The following is an 18,996-nucleotide window of genomic DNA, read 5'->3' on the forward strand; positions in this document are numbered from 1 at the left end:
CCCCATGCTTTGCTCGCCAGGCCGATCGCTCGCTTCCCTCGCGCTCTTCCTGCTCGCCAGCTCCTGCTCGTCCTCGCCCGACAAGGTGCAGAGCGGGCCGCTCACGCCGCCGCTCAAGCAGTGCGGCACCGAGGTGGTCAAGCGCGGCGACGGCTACAACGGCGCGGCGCGCGAGTGCATCTGGCAGGCGTACAGGAACCACGACCCGTCGGAGTTCACGACCACGCGGTACACCATCGAAGGCGATCCCGTCACCTACCGCCTCGAGGTCACGCTCACGGGCGTCGTGGTCGTCGTGGACAGCAAGGATCGCTACGCGCTCCGGGGCGTCTTCCGCCACGCGTGCCGCAACCTCGAGCGCATCATGCAGGAGGGCACCGACGACGGGCGGTTCGGCTTCGCGCTGAGCGCGTGCTCCGGCGGCGGCGCCGACCGGTTCGCGGTCCCGTGACGAGGCCGCCGCGCGCCGGCGTCCCCGCTCGGCCCGGCGGCCCGGTCGGCTCGCTGGCCCGACGGGAGGCCGCCCCGAAGCCGCGGCAAATCGAGACGTTGGAAACGGAACGGCGACGGGCGCGCAACGTGAGGCGCAATCGCGCACCGTGCCGAGCTCTGCGCGGACGGCCGCGGCCGGGCGCGCCCCGAGGCCTGATCTGGTGGACGTGACCGATCCTTGGCGCGTAGGCTCGCTGGGAGCAGTCGGAGCGGGCGGCAAGATGAGCAGACGAAGCACCCCGTGTCGCGCGATCGGTCCGAGGAAGGCGCCGGAAGGGTGTGGATGACGCGATGACGGAAGACGCGCGCCCGTCGTCCGGCAGTCCGGCAGAGCGTGCCTGCGAGCACGCTGGAGGGCAGCGCCGTGCAGCGTCACCTCGTTTTTGAAGCCGCCGGGATCAGCCATCCTGGCATGGTCCGAGACACGAACGAGGACAGCTTCGCGATCCTCGAGCCCCGGGGGCTGTTCCTCCTGGCCGACGGCATGGGAGGGCGCGCCGCCGGGGAGGTCGCCTCGCGCATGGCGATCGATACGGTGCGTGATTTCTTCGACGACCCGGACTCCACCTGGCCTGTCGCCGTCGGCGTGGGGCCGCCCACGACGCGGGGCTCGGAGGCGCGCTACGTCGATCAGGGGCTCCCCCTGCTCGTCGCGGGCATCCAGCTCGCGAACGGCCGCATCTTCTCCGCCGCGCGGCGCGACCGGGAGAAGCGCGGCATGGGCACCACGATCGCGGCCGTGCTGGCGCGCGACGGCTTCATCGCCGTCGCGCACGTGGGCGATAGCCGCGTATACCGCCTCCGCGATCATCGCCTCGAGCAGCTCACGCGCGATCACTCGCTGGTCAACGAGTGCATCCGGCTCGGCCACCTCCTCCCCGAGCAGGCCAGCTCGTTCCCGCTCCAGCACGTGATCACCCGCGCCCTCGGCACCGACGAGGCGGTCGACGTCGAGACGCGGATCGACGCCATCGAGGGAGGGGATGTCCTCCTGCTCTGCTCAGACGGCCTGTCCGGCGTGGTGTCGGCGCAAGATATCGCAAGTATCCTGGCGACCCAGGCCGATCTGGCCGAGATCGCGTCCCGGCTCGTCAAGCGTGCCAACGAGAACGGTGGCCCCGATAACGTCACCTGCGTTGTCGTGCGCTGGCGCGCTTCAGCCGGCGGCTCGACCAGGCGCTGATCCGCGCGCCCGCGCTGCCGCTCCGGCGGTGTGCGGGCGAGAGCATTGCGCTCAGCCCGCCAGTTTTTCCATGGAACACCGCGTGCCGGAGAGCACGCCACCGTGTTAATGGCGGTGGGGAATCCCAATGGGCGCGCGAACGAACGGATCCACACACCCGCAATCCATCGAATCCCCGTCCCGGAGCGCGGCGCTGAGCAAGCCGGGGAAGGGCGGCTCCTCGGGCGCGCGGCGCGCCGGCCCGGCGGCGGCGGAGCTCGAGCCTGCGGAGCACCACCGGCCGGCGCTCAAGCTCCTCGACGCGGCGCGCGAGCCGGATTTCATCGAGGTGCTCGGATCGCGGGAGCACAACCTCCGCATCGATCGGCTGGAGGTGCCGAAGCGGAAGCTCGTGGTGTTCACGGGGGTGAGCGGCTCGGGCAAGTCGAGCCTGGCGTTCGACACCCTCTACGCCGAGGGGCAGCGGCGTTACGTCGAGACGCTGAGCTCTTACGCGCGTCAGTTCCTGGGTCAGCTCGAGCGCCCGCAGGTCGAGCACCTGCGCGGCCTGTCGCCGACCATTGCCATCGAGCAGAAGAGCGCGTCGAGCAACCCGCGCTCCACGGTCGGCACGATCACGGAGGTCTACGATTACCTGCGCGTGCTCTATGCGCGCGCCGGCGAGCAGCATTGCCACCTCTGCGGCAAGCCGGTGAAGGCGCAGAGCTCGGAGCAGATCGTCGACGAGCTCCTCGGGATGCCGGAGGGGACGAAGTTCGTGCTGTTCGCGCCGCTCGTGACGCACCGGAAGGGGGAGTTCAAGGACCTGTTCGAGGAGCTCCGGGGCCGCGGCTTCGTTCGGGTCGAGATCGACGGGGCGCAGCACCGGCTCGACGAGCTGCCGAAGCTCGACAAGAAGCTCAAGCACACCATCGCGCTCGTGGTGGACCGGCTGGTCGTGCGGGCGGACGAGCGCCAGCGCATCACGGAGGGGGTCGAGCTCGCGCTCCAGGAGGGGCGCGGCGAGCTCCGGGTCGAGCTCCAGGCCGACGAGGGGGCGTCCGGGCGGCGGCGTCGCCCCGAAGCCCCGCTGCTGTTCAGCGCCGCGCGCTCCTGCTGCGGCCAGAGCTTCCCCGAGCTCTCGCCGCAGAGCTTCTCCTTCAACAGCCCGCTCGGCATGTGCGGCGCCTGCAACGGCCTCGGCACCCGCCTCGAGATCGATCCGGCCCTCGTGATCCCGGATCCTGCGCTGTCGATCCGGGAGGGCGCCATCGCCCCGTGGGCGACGGCCATGGCGCGCGGGGAGGGCTGGACGTTCCGCATCATCGACGCCGTGGCCAAGGCGTGCTCCGTCGACCTCGACGTGCCCTGGCGCAAGCTCGGGGCGAAGAAGCAGGAGATGGTGCTCCATGGCCTCTCCGGCAAGCGCATCGCGGTGACGTGGGGGAAGGAGGGGACCGAGACGCACGGCACCTGGGGCATGAAGTTCGAGGGCGTGATCCCGAGCCTGATGCGCCGGTTCCAGCAGTCGTCGTCCGAGTCGGCGCGGGACGCTTACCGCAAGTTCATGAGCGAGCGCCCGTGCGACGCCTGCGCGGCCCGGCGGATGCGCCCCGAGTCGCTCGCCGTGCGCGTCGCGGCCAAGGGGATCGCCGACGTCACCGCGATGACGGTGAGGGACGCCTACGAGCATTTCGCCCGGCTCGAGCTGCCGGGCAACCGGCAGAAGATCACGGAGGGGGTGCGGCGCGAGATCACGAGCCGGCTCAGCTTTCTCCTGAACGTGGGGCTCGACTACCTGACGCTCGACCGCGCGGGGCCGACGCTGAGCGGCGGCGAGGCGCAGCGCATCCGGCTGGCGAGCCAGCTCGGCAGCGAGCTCTCCGGGGTGATGTACGTGCTCGACGAGCCGAGCATCGGCCTGCACCAGCGGGACAACCAGCGCCTCATCGAGACGCTGCGGCGCCTCAGGGATCTGGGCAACACGGTGCTCGTGGTGGAGCACGACGAGGAGACGATCCGGGCCGCCGACTACGTCGTGGATTTCGGCCCCGGGGCCGGGCACCTCGGCGGCCGGGTGATGGCCGCGGGGACGCCCGAGGAGATCGCGCGTGACCCCGAGAGCGTGACCGGCGCGTACCTGGCGGGGCGCGCGCGCATCGAGGTGCCCGAGGCGCGGCGCGCGCCGCGCGGGTGGCTGGAGATCCTGGGCGCGGCCGAGCACAACCTGAGGAGCATCGACGTCCGCTTCCCGCTCGGGGTGCTGCTCGCGGTGACCGGGGTGAGCGGCGCCGGCAAGAGCTCGCTGGTGAACGGCATCCTCCTGCCGGCGCTGGGCCGGGCGCTCCACCGCAGCACCGAGCCGGTCGGCGCGCACCGCGCGATCCAGGGGCTCGAGGCGCTCGACAAGGTCATCGCGATCGACCAGAAGCCGATCGGCCGCACGCCGCGCTCGAACCCGGGGACGTACACGAAGGCGTTCGACCAGATCCGCGAGATCTTCGCCGAGCTGCCGGAGTCGCGCGCGCGCGGCTACGGCCCGGGGCGGTTCAGCTTCAACGTGAAGGGCGGGCGCTGCGAGGCGTGCAGCGGCGACGGCATGGTGAAGGTGGAGATGCACTTCCTCGCCGACGTCTATGTCCCGTGCGAGGTGTGCGCCGGCAAGCGGTACAGCGCGCAGACGCTCGCGGTGCGGTTCAAGGGCAAGAGCATCGCGGACATCCTCGACACCAGCATCGAGGATTGCCTGCGTCTCTTCGAGCACCACGTCGCGCTGCGCCGCGTCCTCGAGACGCTGGTCGAGGTCGGACTCGGGTACATGAAGATCGGCCAGAGCGCGCCGACGATGAGCGGCGGCGAGGCGCAGCGCGTGAAGCTGAGCCGGGAGCTCGGCAAGAGCCAGACGGGGAGAACGCTCTACGTCCTCGACGAGCCCACGACGGGGCTGCATTTCGAGGACATCCGCAAGCTGCTCGGAGTGCTCCACCGGCTTGTCGACGCGGGGAACACGGTGGTGGTGATCGAGCACAGCCTTGACGTCATCAAGTGCGCGGACTGGGTGATCGATCTCGGCCCCGAGGGCGGAGCCCGCGGCGGACGGGTCATCGCCGAGGGGACGCCGGAGCACGTCGCGAAGGTGAAGGGGTCGTATACAGGTCAGTTCCTTAGCCCCCTTCTCCCCCCGAGGCGTTAACCAAGCCTAGCGCCGCGTTCTCCCACATCCGAACGTGGTCGTGAACGTTCACGTTCACGTTCACGTTGACGACCACGTTCACGTTGGTGACCGATGGTGGGGCGGGCTTCGTCCGCTGGGTGCAACCGAACGAGCTCGATTGACGCCGATTCCCTCTTCTCCTGTGCGGGCGCTGGCCGCGCGGGGATGGATCATCTGGGGCAGAGTGGGGCAGAGAACGTCTGCGACGGCTCCTCCCGACGCGCCTGAGACAGACGCGTTTGTGATTTGCGTCGCTCGCTGACCATCCATTTCATAGAAGCGCGATATTCATTGGTGTCGCCCATAACGTATGTATTCGATCGGCTTGCACCGCGCTGCAAAAGCGCGTAGCCGGGATCGATGGACACCAACGTGTCCAGGAGTGCGCGAGCACCCGACCAGCACCTTCAGCAAAAAAGCACCACGATATCTCGCGCCAGCGGGGCTGTCGTACAGGCCCCTGCGCTCGAGATCCGTTGACGGGAGGGCCCATGCAGATCTCGAAGCATGCTCTATTTCTCGGCGTAGGACTTTGGGTGGGCTCCGCCTCGGCGGCGGCGTGCTCCGCCAGCGGCTCGTCGGCGGGCGACCCTCGGCCTGGGACCACCTCCAGCGGCGGCGGCTCGGGCGGTGACGCCGTCGGGTCGATGAGCTCCGGCGGTTTCGGCGACGACATCGGCGCCGGCACCGGGGGCGGCGACGTCGGCCCCGAGCTGGTCGGCGACCCGAAGACGTGCGCGGAGGCCGCCGCGAGCAAGTCCTATATCGGCTGTGACTTCTGGCCCACGGTCACCGCGAACATCGTCTGGTCGATCTTCGACTACGCGGTCGTCGTCGCGAACGCCGGCGACGAGATCGCCGAGGTCGAGGTGACGCGCGCCGGCGCCCCGGTGGCGCGCGCCGAGGTCAAGCCCAACAGCCTGAGCAAGATCTACCTCCCCTGGGTGCGCGAGCTGAAGGGGCCCGACGCCACCCATTGCACCGGGGGCGACTCGATCACGAGCTCCGTCCGCGTCGACGGCGGCGCTTACCACCTCGTCTCGACAAGGCCGGTCACGGTCTATCAATTCAACGCGCTCGAGTACAAGGGAGAGGGCGGCCCGTCCGGGAAGGACTGGTCGTCCTGCCCTGGCAACGAGGCGTGCGCGGCCAACGACGGGGAGCCCTTCGGCTGCTTCTCCTTCACCAACGACGCGTCGCTGCTGCTGCCGAGCACCGCGATGACAGGCAACTACCGCGTCACGGGCCAGCGCGGCTGGGCGCAGGCGGACTTCGGCGGCTACATCGTCATCAGCGCGATCCAGGACGGCACCAGCGTCACCGTGAACGTCGCCCAGGGAGGCTCGGTGGTCGCGGGCGACGGCATCCCCCGGACGAGCGGCGGCGGCAGCTTCACCGTCCAGCTCGACGAGGGGGATGTCGTCGAGGTCCTCGGACACCCGAGGAGCGACCTCAGCGGCAGCCTCGTCACCGCGACCCGCCCTGTCCAGGTGCTGACGGGCATCCCGTGCGTGCAGGCGCCGGTCGGCCGCCAGGCCTGCGACCACATCGAGGAGTCCGTGTTCCCCGCCGAGACGCTGGGCAAGCGGTACTTCGTGACGGTCCCGACGTCGCCGGGCGGCCGCGTCATCGGCCACATCGTGCGCCTCTACGGCAACGTCGATGGCACGGCGCTGACGTATCCGTCCGGCAGGCCGGACGGCGCGCCGACCACCATCGACGCTGGCCAGGTCGTCGACCTCGACGTGGTGAGGCGGGATTTCGAGGTCGTGGGAGACCACGAGTTCGCGGTCAGCACGTTCATGCTGGGCGCCGCGATTGTCGACGCGGACACCGAGCCTCGCCAGAAGGGCGATCCGTCGCAGAGCCACCCCACCGCGGTCGAGCAATACCGCTCCAAGTACGTCTTCCTCGCGCCGAGCGACTACGATGAGAGCTACGTCGACATCATCCAGCCGCTCGACGCCACGATCACGCTCGACGACGCCGCCGTCGGCGTCGCCCCGACCCCGATCGGCAACGGCTCCGGCTTCGGTGTCGCGCGTGTCCGGCTCGGCCCCGGCAACGGCGGCGCGCACGTGCTGACCGCCTCGGCGCCCGTCGGCATCCAGGTGCTCGGCTACGGCGCCTACACGAGCTACCAGTACCCTGGTGGGCTCAACCTCGTCGTCATCGCGCCCCCGCCGCCCCCGCCCCGCTGACCCCGCGCGCGCCGCGCTGGTTGTCTTTCCCGGTCTCCTGAACTAGCACCCTCGCATGACGGACGAGCCGCGCTCCTCGGCACGTCGCGCCCGCCGCGCCGCGCTCTTCGTCGTCCTGGCCAGCCTCGCCTTCGCCACGAGCGGCCCGCTCGCCCGCTACGCGCGCCCGGTCCACCCGCTCGCCATCGCCTTTGGCCGGGTCGCCCTCGCCGCCATCGCGCTCTCCCTGCTCGACCTGCGCGTGATCGCCCGCTCGGCTGCCCGCCTCTCGCCGCGCCAGGGCGCCGCCGTCCTCTGCGCCGGCCTCCTGCTCGCCGTCCACTTCGCGCTCTTCCTCTGGGGGCTCGACCGCACGTCCCTCGCCGCGGCCCTCTCGCTCGTCTCGCTCGAGCCGCTCGCCGTCGTGCTCTGCGCGTGGGCGTTCTTCGGCGTCCGCCCCACGCGCTCCGAGCAGGCGGGGGTGCTCCTCGCCACCGTCGGCGCGCTCGTCGTCGGGCGCTCGGCCGGCGCCGGCGATCACCGGCTCTCGGGCGACCTCCTGGTCGTCGGCGCCACCGTCCTCTACGGCCTCTACGTGTCCTTCGCCCGCGCGCTCCGGGACGCGCTGCCGGCGCGGAGCTACGCCGCCCTCGTCTACGGCAGCGCCGCCGTCTTCCTCGCCGTGGCGCTCCCGTTCGCGCCCGGCGCGCTCGAGGGCGTCGCCCCGCCGCCGGCCCACGCCGCCGCCGCCATCGTCGCGCTCGCGCTCGTCCCCACCGTCGTCGGCCACACAGCGGTCCAGATCGCGGCGCGCCGCATGTCCCCATCCATCGTCGCGCTCGTGTCCCCCGGCGAGACGCTCGGCGGGATCATCATCGGCGCCCTGTGGCTCCACGCCACCCCCACCGCCCTCGAGATCGCGGGCGCCGCGATCATCCTCCTCGGCGCCACCGTCGCGATCCTCGGGTCGAGCTCGTCCGCGGCCACGAGCGCAGGCTGACGCGCCCCTCCGGCGCGGCGTGCAGCCGTGACAGCGTATGTCCGTGCAGCGATCGCGCCGAGCGCTCACCAGCTCTGCTGCGACGGAGTTTGCCCGCGCGCGCCGCTCCGGTCGGACTCCGCGCCACGAACACAGGGATTTCGCGGGAGAGCCGCCCGCGCGCGCTTGACGGTCGATGATTCGAAAGAACGCTTCGCCCATGTACGGTGGGCTGTTTCGAAACATCCTGTTCCCGCTCTACGAGACCCGTTTGATGGGCAGGGAGACCCTGAAAGACCTGGAGCGGATAGAGCGCTCCCAGTGGCGATCGGAGAATGAGATTCGCGATCTCAGCTTCCGGCGGATGCTCGCCGCGCTCCAGTTCGCCGAGCAGCACGTCCCGTTCTACCGGGCGCGCTTCGCCGAGCACGGCGTGCGCGCCGCCTCGGTGAAGGCGCCGGAGGACCTCCTGCGGTTCCCCGTCCTCACGAGGGCCGACCTCCGCGCCCACGGCCAGGACCTCCTCGCCGAGGGCTTCGTCGGCCGGCTCTACGCGAGCGGCACGGGCGGGTCGACGGGGGAGCCGGTGCAGTTCCGCTTCGATCACCGCACCTACGAGCGCCGCATCGCGGCCGCCATGCGGTCCGACGGGTGGGCGGGCGCTCGGCTCGGCGACCGGGAGCTCCACCTGTGGAGCGCCGTGCTGGTCAGCGAGACGCTCGCGAAGAAGGCCAAGCGCTCCCTTCACGAGGCCATCCTCCGCAAGAAGATGATCTCCGCCTTCGACCTGTCCGACCGGCGCCTCGCCGCGCTGCTCGACGAGATCGCGCGGTACCGGCCGCAGCTCATCGTCGGGTACGCGAGCGCCCTGTACCACGCGGCGCGCTACGCGCTCTCGGACGGCCGCGCGCTCCCCGCGCCGCGCGGCATCGTCACCAGCGCCGAGCGGCTGTTCGCGCACCAGCGCGAGGCCATCGAGCGCGCGTTCGGCGCGCCGGTGTTCGATCGGTACGGCTGCCGGGAGCTCATGCTGATCGCCGCCGAGTGCGAGCGGCACGCCGGCAAGCACATCAACATGGAGAACGTGTTCGTCGAGCTGCTCCACGACGGGCGCCACGCCCTCCCCGGCGAGCCCGGCGAGGTCGTCGTGACCGACCTCGTCTGTCGCTCGATGCCGCTCATCCGCTACAAGAACCAGGACGTCGCGATCGCCGCCGGCGCGCCGTGCGCGTGCGGCCGCGGGCTGCCGATGCTCGCCTCCGTCGAGGGCCGCGTCCTCGACCTGCTCGTCGGCCCCGACGGCGAGCTGCTCGCCGGGGAGTTCTTCCCGCACCTCATCAAGGACCAGCCGACGATCGCCCGCTACCAGGTCCACCAGGACCGGCGGCGCGCGCTCACGGTCAAGCTCGTGCCGGGCAAGGGCTTCCAGCCCGAGACCGCGCGGCTCATCGAGCGCCTCGTCCGGCAGCACCTGGGCGAGCGCGCGGAGGTCTGCGTCCAGATCGTCGACGAGATCCCCCTCACGAGCGGCGGCAAGCACCGGGTCACCCTCTCCGAGGTCCCCGTCCAGCTGGGCCGGGGGCGCGCAGCGTGAGCGTCACCGGGGCTGCCGGGAAGCTCGCGCTGCGCCGGCGCCGGCGCCGGCCGCGCCGCGCGCTGCGCTGACAGCGCGTTTTCTACAGATCTGCTGGAGCGCCTGGTGGCGGGCGCGCGGCGGCCTGCTCACCCGGCACGCTGCTCGGCGCGTGGCCTCCCCGAAGCGCTGGCGGAGCCGCGCGGTCCGGGGTATTGGGCAGAGCAGTACGATGTCCGACGTGCAGAGACCGCTCCCGCCGAAAAAGGACGTCGCGCTGGCCCTCCTCGAGCGAGAGCCGAGCGTGTTCATCCACCTCGACCCGCGCCGGCCCGGTGTCTCCGTCCCCAAGTGGTTCACGGGGCAGCCGCAGCTGATCCTCCAGGTCGGCATGAACATGGCGATCTCCATCCCCGACCTCAAGGTGGACGACGACGGGATCAGCTGCACCCTGTCGTTCAACCGCGCGCCGTTCTGGTGCCGCTTGCCGTGGCACGCGATCTGGGCGCTCGTGAGCGAGGACCAGCGCGGCATGGTGTGGCCCGAGGACATCCCGGCCGATCTCGCCGCGCAGAAACAGCAGCGCCCCGCCGTCGCCCCGCCGCAGAAGCCCGCCAAGAGGCCGCGCCCCCGGCTCGCCGCCGTCGCGCCCCCCAGCGGCGACGACGAGCGGAGCGACGAGGCGGCGGACGAGCCGCGGGCGCGTGACAGGGCGCGCCCGCAGCTCGAGCCCGTGGAGGCCGGCGAGCGCCTCGGCGCGGGCGAGGCCCCGGCGCGGGACGCCGGCGCGCCCGTGAGGGCGCTCGCGCCGGTGCCGGCGCCGGCCCTCGCGTCGGTGCCGTCCACCGAGGAGCGCGAAGACGACGAATCGGGTGGCTCCGGTGAGCCCGAGCCCAAGCCTCGCCAAGGGGCGGGCAAGCCGAAGCGGGAACTGCCCCCCTATTTGCGGGTCATCAAGTAACGCTACTGACGCTACTGCTTGACGGTGCGGCTCGGCCATTCCAACTCTGGCCGGCCATGCCTCGACCGTTGCAGCGCATCGTCACTGCGCTCCTGCTCCTCGGCGTCGTCGTCGCCCTCGAGTTCGGCTTCGAGACCCTCTTGCCGGACGCTGCCTGGCGTCAGCTCGCCCTGTTCGCGATGGTCAACGTCATCGCGGCGCTCTCGCTCAACGTCATCAACGGCATGGCCGGCCAGTTCTCGATCGGCCACGCCGGCTTCGTCGGGATCGGCGCGTACACCGGCGCGGTCGTGGCCGGCAACCTGCACCAGCACCTCGGCGGCGGTGACCCGCTCTTCGGCAACTCGTTCGTCGTGATGCCCGCGGCGCTGCTCGCGTCCGGGCTCGTCGCGGCGCTCTTCGGCCTCGTGGTCGGCCTGCCGAGCCTCCGGCTGCGCGGCGACTACCTCGCCATCGTGACCCTCGGGTTCGCCGAGATCTTCCGCCTGACGATCGCGACGGCGACGACCGGCGGCCCCGACCAGGGGGCGATCGGCAAGCTCCTCGGGGCGCTCGGCGGCCCGATCGGCTACGCCGGCCCCGACGACACCGGCGTGCCGCAGTACGCCGGCCCGTTCTGGATCTTCGGCGCCGTCGTGCTCGCGACGATCCTCGCCTGGCGGCTGAAGTTCTCCGGCTGGGGCCGCGCGCTGCGCGCGCTGCGCGAGGACGAGATCGCCTCCGCCGCGGTGGGCGTCGATCCGACGCGCTACAAGGTCACGTCGTTCGTCATCTCCGCCGCCGGCGGCGGCATCGCCGGCGCCCTGCTCTCGTCGATGCGCGACGGCAACCCCACCGTCCAGCCGGACCAGTTCACGTTCAACTACTCGTTCGACGCCATCACGATGGTGATCCTCGGCGGCTCGGGCAGCGTCTCCGGGGCGATCCTCGGCGGCGTGTTCGTGACCTTCACGGTGAAGCTCATCGAGCAGCTGCAGGGCCTCGACAGCGTCCTCGCGCTGAAGGCGGCCTACCCCGCGCTCGATCTGAACGCCCTCAGGATGGTGATCTACGCGGCCATCCTCATCGGCCTGATGGTCCTCCGCCCCGAGGGGCTGTTCGGCGAGCGCGAGCTCTTCGGCCGGCGCTGGTCGCGCAGGAAGCGCTTCCCGGTGGGCCCGGCCGAGCCCGTCCCCGCCACGACCGGCGTGGAGGCGGGCGCCGGGCACGAGGGCGCGCCGCCGAGCCCTGGCGCGCCGCCCGATGAGCCGCCGCCCGGCATCACCGTCGGCCGCGAGGGCAAGCCGGCCGGGAGGGAGCTCGAGTGAACCTCGATCTGAAGCACGTGACCAAGCGGTTCGGCGGCCTGCGGGCGGTCGGCGGCGTCTCCTTCACCGTGCCCGAGCGCTCGATCTTCGGGCTCATTGGCCCGAACGGCGCGGGCAAGACGACGGTGTTCAACCTGATCACCGGCGTCTACAAGCACGACGAGGGCGCGATCCGCTTCGGCGGGACCGACCTCGCGCCGCTCCGGCCGAGCCAGATCGCGCGCCTCGGCATCGCCCGCACGTTCCAGAACATCCGCCTCTTCGGCCAGCTCACGGTGCTCGAGAACGTGCTCGTCGCCTGCGAGAACCTGCGGAGATCCACGCTCGCCGCCGCCCTGCTGCGCTCGCCGTTCTTCTACAAGGACGAGCAGGAGATGACCGAGCGCGCCCTCTCGCTGCTCTCGGTGTTCAAGCTGGAGGACATGGCCGACGAGATCTCGACGTCGCTCTCGTACGGCAACCAGCGCCGCCTCGAGATCGCCCGGGCGATGATGCTCAAGCCGAGGCTGCTCCTGCTCGACGAGCCGGCGGCGGGCATGAACTACGGCGAGGCCGAGGGGCTCAAGCAGCAGATCCGCTGGCTGCGCGACACCTTCGACATCACGGTCGTGCTGGTCGAGCACAACATGCAGGTCGTGATGGGGGTGTGCGAGGAGATCCACGTCCTCGATCACGGCGAGACCATCTCGCACGGCACCCCGGAGGTCGTGCGCAGGGACCCGAAGGTCCTCGCCGCGTACCTCGGCGAGGAGATCGACGACGAGGCGGCCGGCGCGGCGGCGGAGGAGCCCGCATGAAGACATCGCATCCGACGCGGCAGCCCCCCTCGGTGGCCCCCGGCGACCCCCTGCTCGTCGTCGACGATCTCGCGGTCAGCTACGGCGGCATCAAGGCGCTCAAGGGCGTCAGCCTCGAGGTGCGGCGCGGCGAGATCGTGGCGATGATCGGCGCGAACGGCGCCGGCAAGACGACCACGCTGAAGACGATCGTCCGCCTCCTCCCGATCGCCTCCGGCCGCATCCGCTACGACGGCAAGGACCTCGCGTCCGTCTCGACGGAGGAGCTCGTCGCGGCCGGCATCTCGCTCGTCCCGGAGGGGCGCGCGATCTTCTCGAACCTCAGCGTCCGCGAGAACCTCGAGCTCGGCGCGTGGTGCCACAAGCACGGCCCCACCATGGCGGAGACCGTCGACGACGTGGTGAAGCTCTTCCCCCGGCTGGGCGAGCGCATGCACCAGCACGGCGGCACGCTCTCCGGCGGCGAGCAGCAGATGCTCGCGATCGGCCGCGCCATGATGGCGCGCCCCGCCATGCTCCTCCTCGACGAGCCCTCGCTCGGCATCGCGCCGCGGCTCGTCGCGGACATCTTCGAGTCGATCGCCAAGATCGCGGCGTCGGGAACAACCGTACTCCTCGTCGAGCAGAATACCCGACTGGCGCTCAAGTACTCGACGCGCGCCTACGTGCTCCGTACTGGGCAGATCGCCATGAGCGGTGAGTCGAAGGACCTCGCCGCGAACGAAGAGATCCGCGCGGCCTACCTCGGCGGCTGATCCCGCTCCCGCGCCGACGCGCGTCGGCGCGTCGCGATTCCCCGAGCGGGTCGCAGACGGGCCATCGCGGAACACGGCGGAACACGGCGGAACACAGCGGATCAGAAAAGAAACAGGCAGAGAGCGCTGGTGTTTCAAGCGCGTATCAACGCATCGCGTGATGCGCTGAGGTGCGATTGATATCGCTCTTTGCCGAATATGGAGTATGGTCACTGTGAGCCAGGCCATGAAGACCTGGTTTTCACAGCGGCGGCCAGAGCCGGCTGCTGACGGGGGATACCCATGGAGATTGAGCGCACGACCCGCGTTCTGGTGATCGACGACGACGCCAGCAACTCCCAGCCGCTCGTCCACTTCCTCTCATCCCGGGACTACACGGTGGAGACGTGCTGCGGGCTCGGCCATGCGCGTGACGTGCTTGCACGCTGGCGTCCTCATGTGATGGTGCTCGTGCCCCGGGAGGAGGCGGAGCTCCACAGCGAGATGGAGGAGCTCCGCCGCATGTCGCCGCGCGTGCCCGTCGTGGTGCTCACGCCCGCGGTTGGCCCCGAGCTCATCCTGGACATGGAGGCGTTTGCGCCCACGGTGCCCGCGTGCCCGTCGCGCGGCCTCGCGTACATCGAGTCTGCGGTGGCCGACGCCTCGGCCATGGGCTGACCGCGGCCGGCCTCGGATCGGGGCCCGCGCTCACCGCGGGCCGGGTCTCACCCGGGGCAGGCGCCTACCGCATCGGCTCGCCTCAGGCGGACGGCTCGAGCCCGTCCGGCAACCCGTCGAAGAACTCCTCCACCACGGACGCGAGCCAGGCGCGCACCGGTCCGGTCGCGCACATGCTCCTCACGACGGGCCAGAGCGCGTCCGCGAGCGCGCCGACGTCGAGCTCGGGCGCGATCCCGAGCCGCCCCAGCGCCTCGCCGAGCGGCTCCCGCGCGTGCGCCGCGACGAACGCCGCGATCGCCTCGCTGGTCCGCGCCCGGACGGGCCGATCCCGGAGCAGCTGCGCGGCGATGTCGGCGCCGAGCTCCTCGGCGATCGCCGAGCTCTTCGCGTCGAGCTGACCGATGAGCGCGCAGATCTCCTGCTCCAGCACCCACGTGGCGACCTGCTTGCGCAGGCCGACGAACTCGGGCGTGTCGCCCTTGGCGACGAGGATGTCGTGCACCTGGCGCATCGCCGTGCGCGAGAAGCCCTGCAAGAACCGGCGGATCTCCGGCTCGAGCCGCCGCTCGAACTCGCCCCGCATCGCGCCCATCGTCTTGCCGACCCCGCCGAGGCCGAAGGGGGCGACCCGCTTGAGGAGCGCGGGCAGGCCCCACTCGGCGAAGAACGGGTTCACCTTCTCGGTGAACTCCATCAGCGTGTCGTAGAGGACGTCGCGCATCACCGCGTCGAGCGCCGCGCTCTCCAGCACCTCGCGCACGAGCCGCTCCGGCACGATCTTCGGCTGCTCGAGGATGCGGTCGAGCTTGTCGCGGGCGCCCTCCGGCAGGAGCTCCTTCGCGCTCCGCCGCTCGGCGCGCGCCGCCTCGACGAGCGCCGCGAGCGCCGCGGCGGCCGCGGGCCGGACCGCCCGCCGGAGCGGCTCTTCGGCCGCCAGCGCCTCGAGCGCGCGCCCGACCGCCCCCGCGTCCACGAGCTCGCCGAGCGGCGTCGCGAGCAGCGCCGCGAAGCCGGCAGGCAGCCGCTCCCGGAAGTCGCGCGCCGCCGCCTCCGAGACGAGCCGCGCCTCGAGGAACGCGATCTGACGAGCCTTCAGTTCATTAAGTAGCGCGCGATCCATCGGGGAACCGATAGCCCCGAGCCCCCGCGGGTGCCAGGCAGATGACCCCGGGCCTTTGCCGACGCGGCACGCGGCACGCGGCGCCCGGCGCGCGGCTCCTGGCCTCCGCTCGGCCCCCGAAATCGCGCAGTACTGTGAATCTGCCCAGCGGGTGAGCTCCCTACTCATTGAACGTGGTTTCGGAGGAGCCTTACCAAAAACACCTTACTTGGAGCTCCAGTATCCGGGGACTCCCTGAGTCGGCGCGCCGCTCGCGCACGTGCGTTCGTGCGGCGGACCTGCGGGCAGCGTCGCGCGCCCGGGCGAAGCGGGATTGTCGGTGATTGTCATTTTTCGACGGCGGCGACTGGGGCCGAAGTCAACTTTGCGGACCTCGCGACAGAGAGTTGCAACGAATTACAAGTGCCTGACAACTTCGGATCCGGCGGATGGTACGCGTTCGTTGTCTGCCGGCGCCTTGCAGGAGTGGAGAACGGCGCTCTCGCCCGTTCCCACGGCCTGCATGGCAACCCGCCGGCGGTAGGTGTTCCCGATGCTCTCCCTGCTGCTCTGTGTCCTCTACTTCGGCGTGCTGCTCGGCCTCAGCGGCTACGGCCTGCACCGGCTGCACCTCGTGGTCCTCTGTCGCATGAACCGCGCGAAGATCACCCGCGCGCAGGAGGTCGCCGCCCTGACCGATCGCGACCTCCCGCCGGTGACGATCCAGCTCCCGCTCTTCAACGAGTCGACGGTCGCGGCGCGGCTGCTCGATGCCGTCGCGAAGATGGACTACCCGCGCGACAAGCTGGAGATCCAGGTGCTCGACGACTCGACGGACGAGACGCAGGGCCTCGTCCGCGCGCACGTCGAGCGGCTGCGCGCGCTGGGCCTCGACGCGGTGTACCTGCACCGCGTGGACCGCGTCGGCTACAAGGCGGGGGCGCTCGACGCGGGGCTCAAGATCGCGAAGGGCGAGCTGGTCGCGATCTTCGACGCCGATTTCATCCCGCAGCCGGACTTCGTGCGGTCCATCGTCGGCCACTTCGAGGACCCGACGGTCGGCATGGTGCAGACGCGGTGGGGCCACCTGAACCGCGACGTCTCGATCCTCACGCAGGTGCAGGCGCTCATGCTCGACGGCCACCACCTCGTCGAGAACCGCGCGCGCTTCGGCGCGGGCCTCCTGTTCAACTTCTCCGGCACCGGGGGGATGTGGCGCAAGGACGCCATCCGCGAGGCGGGCGGCTGGCAGCACGACACGCTGACCGAGGACCTCGACCTGTCGTACAGGGCGCAGCTCGCGGGCTACCGCTTCATCTACCGCGAGGATGTCGTCTCGCCGGCGGAGCTCCCCGAGGACATCTCGGCGCTGCGCGCGCAGCAGTACCGCTGGGCCAAGGGCACGGTGCAGACGGCGCGCAAGCTGATGGCGACCGTGCTGAGCGCCAAGCTCTCGCTCGGGCAGCGGATCGAGGCGTTCTTCCACCTCACGCCGCACTTCGCCTACCCGCTGCTTGTGCTGCTGAGCGTCCTCCTGCTGCCGGCGCTCGTCCTGTTCCCCGCGGCCGACACGCTGACGATGATCGCGATCGATCTGCCGCTCTGCACGGCGACGACGGGGTCGCTCGCGGCGTTCTACATGCTGGCCGAGACGGCGCAGGGCCGCTCGCGCTGGGGCGCTGTCAGGCGCCTGCCGATGCTGATCGCGCTCGGGACGGGGCTCGCGCCGTACCTGTCGAAGGCCGTGATCGAGGGGCTCCGCAGCATGTCCGGCGAGTTCGTCCGGACGCCGAAGCAGGGCGACAACAAGGGCCGGTACAAGGTCCGCACGGACCTGCCGATCACCGAGGCGATGCTCGCGGTGCTGTCGTGCGGCGCGGTGGTCGCGTCCGTGGAGACGGGGCACTACTTCGCCACGCCGTTCGCGGTGCTCTTCGCCGTCGGCTACCTCTACGTGGCGTTCCTGGTCGTCCAGGAGCAGATCGTGCGCCGCCGCGATGTGACCTCGAGCGCGCCGGTCGTCGGCTGGAGCGACGCGCGGCCGAGCGAGGCGGCCGTCGTCGGCGCCTGGTCCCGGCAGTCGACGAAGGAACGCCACCTCGGCGATCTTGCCGTCTGAGCGGATCGTCGCCGCCGGGCCCATCCTGCGCCCGTGGTCGCGCCGGTGAGCCTGTCGGATTCCTGGCCGCCGGCTCGAGGGTGCGAGGTGTGGGGCGCTGCTCGTGGGGTCGCAGGTTCGCTCCGAGCGATGCGTTGCTCGGGGGGCTCCACGAAGCGTGCCTGGTCCACATCGGGCGAAGCCTGCGTAACCCCCTAGACCTTACCGACGCACGCTGGCATTCTGCCCTCCAGGCCGGTCGGGGGACCGCACGCGGCTTCCTGAACGGTCTTCAGGGGTTGCGGCGCGTCCCCCCTTCTGCAAGGGCGATGGGGGTGTCATGACGAAAGCCGAAATCGTTCAGGCGGTCTACTCCCGCCTTGGGGGGTTCTCGAAGAAGGAATCTGCCGATCTGGTGGACCTCGTGTTCGAAACCATGAAGGAAACCCTGGGTCGCGGGGAGAAGATCAAGATCTCTGGATTCGGCAACTTCGTGCTGCGCGACAAGCGCCAGCGGCAGGGCCGCAACCCCCAGACCGGCGACCCCATCCTGATCACGGAGCGCCGGGTCCTGAACTTCAAGGCGAGCCAGATCTTGAAGCAGGTCCTCAACCCGCGTGAGACGGCCTCGGCGGCCGAGGAGTAGACCGCTTGGCGGTGCGCGCGCAGCTTCCGGCGAAGCTGTACTACCGGATCGGCGAGGTGGCCGGCATCGTGGGGGTCGAGCCGCACGTGCTCCGGTACTGGGAGACCGAGTTCCGCTCCATCCGCCCGCAGAAGTCGGCGAAGGGGCAGCGGGTCTACAGCCGGCGCGACGTCGAGACGCTCCTCAAGGTCAAGGAGCTGCTCTACTCGCACCGCTTCACGATCGCGGGCGCGCGGCGCAAGCTGCGCGAGGGCGGCATCGAGCCGCCGGCGCCGGACGCGGGCGCGAGCCACGAGGAGGTGCAGCGGATGCGCACGGCCCTCGTCGAGATCCGGACCGAGGTGATCGCGCTGATGGATGAGCTCGAGCGCGTCTGAGCTCCACGGCGTGGCGCCGGGCCTCGGGTTGCGCCTTGCGTTGCCGGACGGGGCGAGCGGCGCGCCGGAGGAGGCGCTTCCCGCGATCGACGTCTCCGCGATCGCGGGCGCGAAGGTGACGCTCCTGCGGGGCGTCGAGGCGGACGGGCTCTCGCTGCGCGCGGTGTGCGTGACGGCCCCGTCGCGGCAATGGGTGACCGGCCTGGAGGAGCTCGTGCTCGATCGGGCGTCGGGGCTCGTGCGGGGGGGCCTCGGGGTGGCGATCGAGCGGTGGGAAGCAGGGCCGATCCACGCGCAGTCGCAGCGGTTCGAGCAGGCGTTCGAGGGAGCCGGGAGGGCAGGCGCGCGCGCGGTGGTGATCCGCGGGCAGCACGTGCTCGGCTTCGCCGGGAGCGAGCACGACGCGGCGCTCTGCAGCCTGGCCTGCCTGGAGCCTGCGCAGGGGACGGGCGCCCGGTGCGGCGCGCTGCTCGGCGCGACCGCGTTCGAGGGCGTGTTCGTGGCGCCACCTGAGCCGGGGCTGCTCGTGCGGACGATCTTCCTCGCCGCGGAGCAGCCCCTCGCCACCACCGCGGCGTTCGGAGTGCTCGCGGCGGTGGGGGTGACCGTCCTGCTGGCGCGGCGGCCGCGGCCGCGGCCCTAGGACCGCGTGGCGGCGGGCGCTGCGCCGGCGGCCGTGGCGTCGCGCAGATCGCC

The 18,996-nt window shown here is 71.2% G+C and carries 16 protein-coding genes; 15 read left to right on the forward strand and 1 reads right to left on the reverse strand.

Annotation, left to right across the window (positions count from 1 at the left end; all coding sequences use genetic code 11):
• Window positions 1-4: 4 nt before the first annotated feature.
• From WMF46_RS46040 to WMF46_RS46090, 11 genes are all read left to right on the forward strand, one after another.
• Window positions 5-451 carry a hypothetical protein gene (locus WMF46_RS46040; protein WP_437983048.1) on the forward strand — a complete coding sequence of 149 codons (447 nt, stop codon included), beginning with the start codon at window positions 5-7 and terminating at the stop codon, window positions 449-451.
• 405 nt (window positions 452-856) lie between these two features.
• Complete coding sequence (locus WMF46_RS46045; protein ID WP_437983049.1) at window positions 857-1,675, forward strand: Stp1/IreP family PP2C-type Ser/Thr phosphatase; 819 nt, start codon at window positions 857-859, stop codon at window positions 1,673-1,675.
• A gap of 127 nt (window positions 1,676-1,802) precedes the next feature.
• Complete coding sequence (gene uvrA, locus WMF46_RS46050; RefSeq protein ID WP_437983050.1) at window positions 1,803-4,847, forward strand: excinuclease ABC subunit UvrA; 3,045 nt, start codon at window positions 1,803-1,805, stop codon at window positions 4,845-4,847.
• Between the two features lie 557 nt (window positions 4,848-5,404).
• Entirely contained in the window at window positions 5,405-7,069 is a 1,665-nt protein-coding gene (locus WMF46_RS46055) for an IgGFc-binding protein (protein ID WP_437983051.1), read from the forward strand.
• Window positions 7,070-7,124: 55 nt separating this feature from the next.
• Window positions 7,125-8,048 (forward strand): DMT family transporter, encoded by a 924-nt coding sequence (locus tag WMF46_RS46060; RefSeq protein ID WP_437983052.1) that lies wholly within the window; start codon window positions 7,125-7,127, stop codon window positions 8,046-8,048.
• 199 nt (window positions 8,049-8,247) lie between these two features.
• Complete coding sequence (locus WMF46_RS46065) at window positions 8,248-9,621, forward strand: phenylacetate--CoA ligase family protein (RefSeq protein ID WP_437983053.1); 1,374 nt, start codon at window positions 8,248-8,250, stop codon at window positions 9,619-9,621.
• Window positions 9,622-9,832: 211 nt separating this feature from the next.
• Complete coding sequence (locus tag WMF46_RS46070) at window positions 9,833-10,561, forward strand: ClpXP protease specificity-enhancing factor SspB (RefSeq protein WP_437983054.1); 729 nt, start codon at window positions 9,833-9,835, stop codon at window positions 10,559-10,561.
• Window positions 10,562-10,617: 56 nt separating this feature from the next.
• Window positions 10,618-11,868 carry a branched-chain amino acid ABC transporter permease gene (locus tag WMF46_RS46075; protein ID WP_437983055.1) on the forward strand — a complete coding sequence of 417 codons (1,251 nt, stop codon included), beginning with the start codon at window positions 10,618-10,620 and terminating at the stop codon, window positions 11,866-11,868.
• Complete coding sequence (locus WMF46_RS46080) at window positions 11,865-12,665, forward strand: ABC transporter ATP-binding protein (protein WP_437983056.1); 801 nt, start codon at window positions 11,865-11,867, stop codon at window positions 12,663-12,665. Before WMF46_RS46075 ends, WMF46_RS46080 begins: the two co-directional genes overlap by 4 nt.
• Window positions 12,662-13,420, forward strand: coding sequence for an ABC transporter ATP-binding protein (locus WMF46_RS46085; protein ID WP_437547483.1), 759 nt, complete (start codon window positions 12,662-12,664; stop codon window positions 13,418-13,420). Before WMF46_RS46080 ends, WMF46_RS46085 begins: the two co-directional genes overlap by 4 nt.
• Window positions 13,421-13,702: 282 nt before the next feature.
• Window positions 13,703-14,077, forward strand: coding sequence for a response regulator (locus tag WMF46_RS46090; RefSeq protein ID WP_437742888.1), 375 nt, complete (start codon window positions 13,703-13,705; stop codon window positions 14,075-14,077).
• An 82-nt stretch (window positions 14,078-14,159) separates the two neighbouring features.
• Here WMF46_RS46090 and WMF46_RS46095 read toward each other — a convergent pair whose 3' ends face one another.
• On the reverse strand, window positions 14,160-15,200 hold the full coding sequence (locus tag WMF46_RS46095) for a hypothetical protein (protein ID WP_437983057.1): 1,041 nt from the start codon (window positions 15,198-15,200) through the stop codon (window positions 14,160-14,162).
• A gap of 532 nt (window positions 15,201-15,732) precedes the next feature.
• On the opposite strand from WMF46_RS46095, the gene WMF46_RS46100 reads away from it, so the two are divergent.
• From WMF46_RS46100 to WMF46_RS46115, 4 genes are all read left to right on the forward strand, one after another.
• Entirely contained in the window at window positions 15,733-17,298 is a 1,566-nt protein-coding gene (locus WMF46_RS46100; RefSeq protein WP_437983058.1) for a glycosyltransferase family 2 protein, read from the forward strand.
• Window positions 17,299-17,617: 319 nt separating this feature from the next.
• A complete protein-coding gene (locus WMF46_RS46105; protein ID WP_272096313.1) occupies window positions 17,618-17,923 on the forward strand; it encodes an integration host factor subunit alpha in 306 nt (101 codons plus the stop codon).
• An 11-nt stretch (window positions 17,924-17,934) separates the two neighbouring features.
• A complete protein-coding gene (locus WMF46_RS46110) occupies window positions 17,935-18,300 on the forward strand; it encodes a MerR family transcriptional regulator (RefSeq protein ID WP_437983059.1) in 366 nt (121 codons plus the stop codon).
• On the forward strand, window positions 18,281-18,943 hold the full coding sequence (locus tag WMF46_RS46115; protein ID WP_437983060.1) for a hypothetical protein: 663 nt from the start codon (window positions 18,281-18,283) through the stop codon (window positions 18,941-18,943). Before WMF46_RS46110 ends, WMF46_RS46115 begins: the two co-directional genes overlap by 20 nt.
• Window positions 18,944-18,996 lie beyond the last annotated feature (53 nt).

The organism is Sorangium sp. So ce117 (genome assembly GCF_051524395.1).
Lineage (GTDB): Bacteria > Myxococcota_A > Polyangia > Polyangiales > Polyangiaceae > Sorangium > Sorangium cellulosum_B.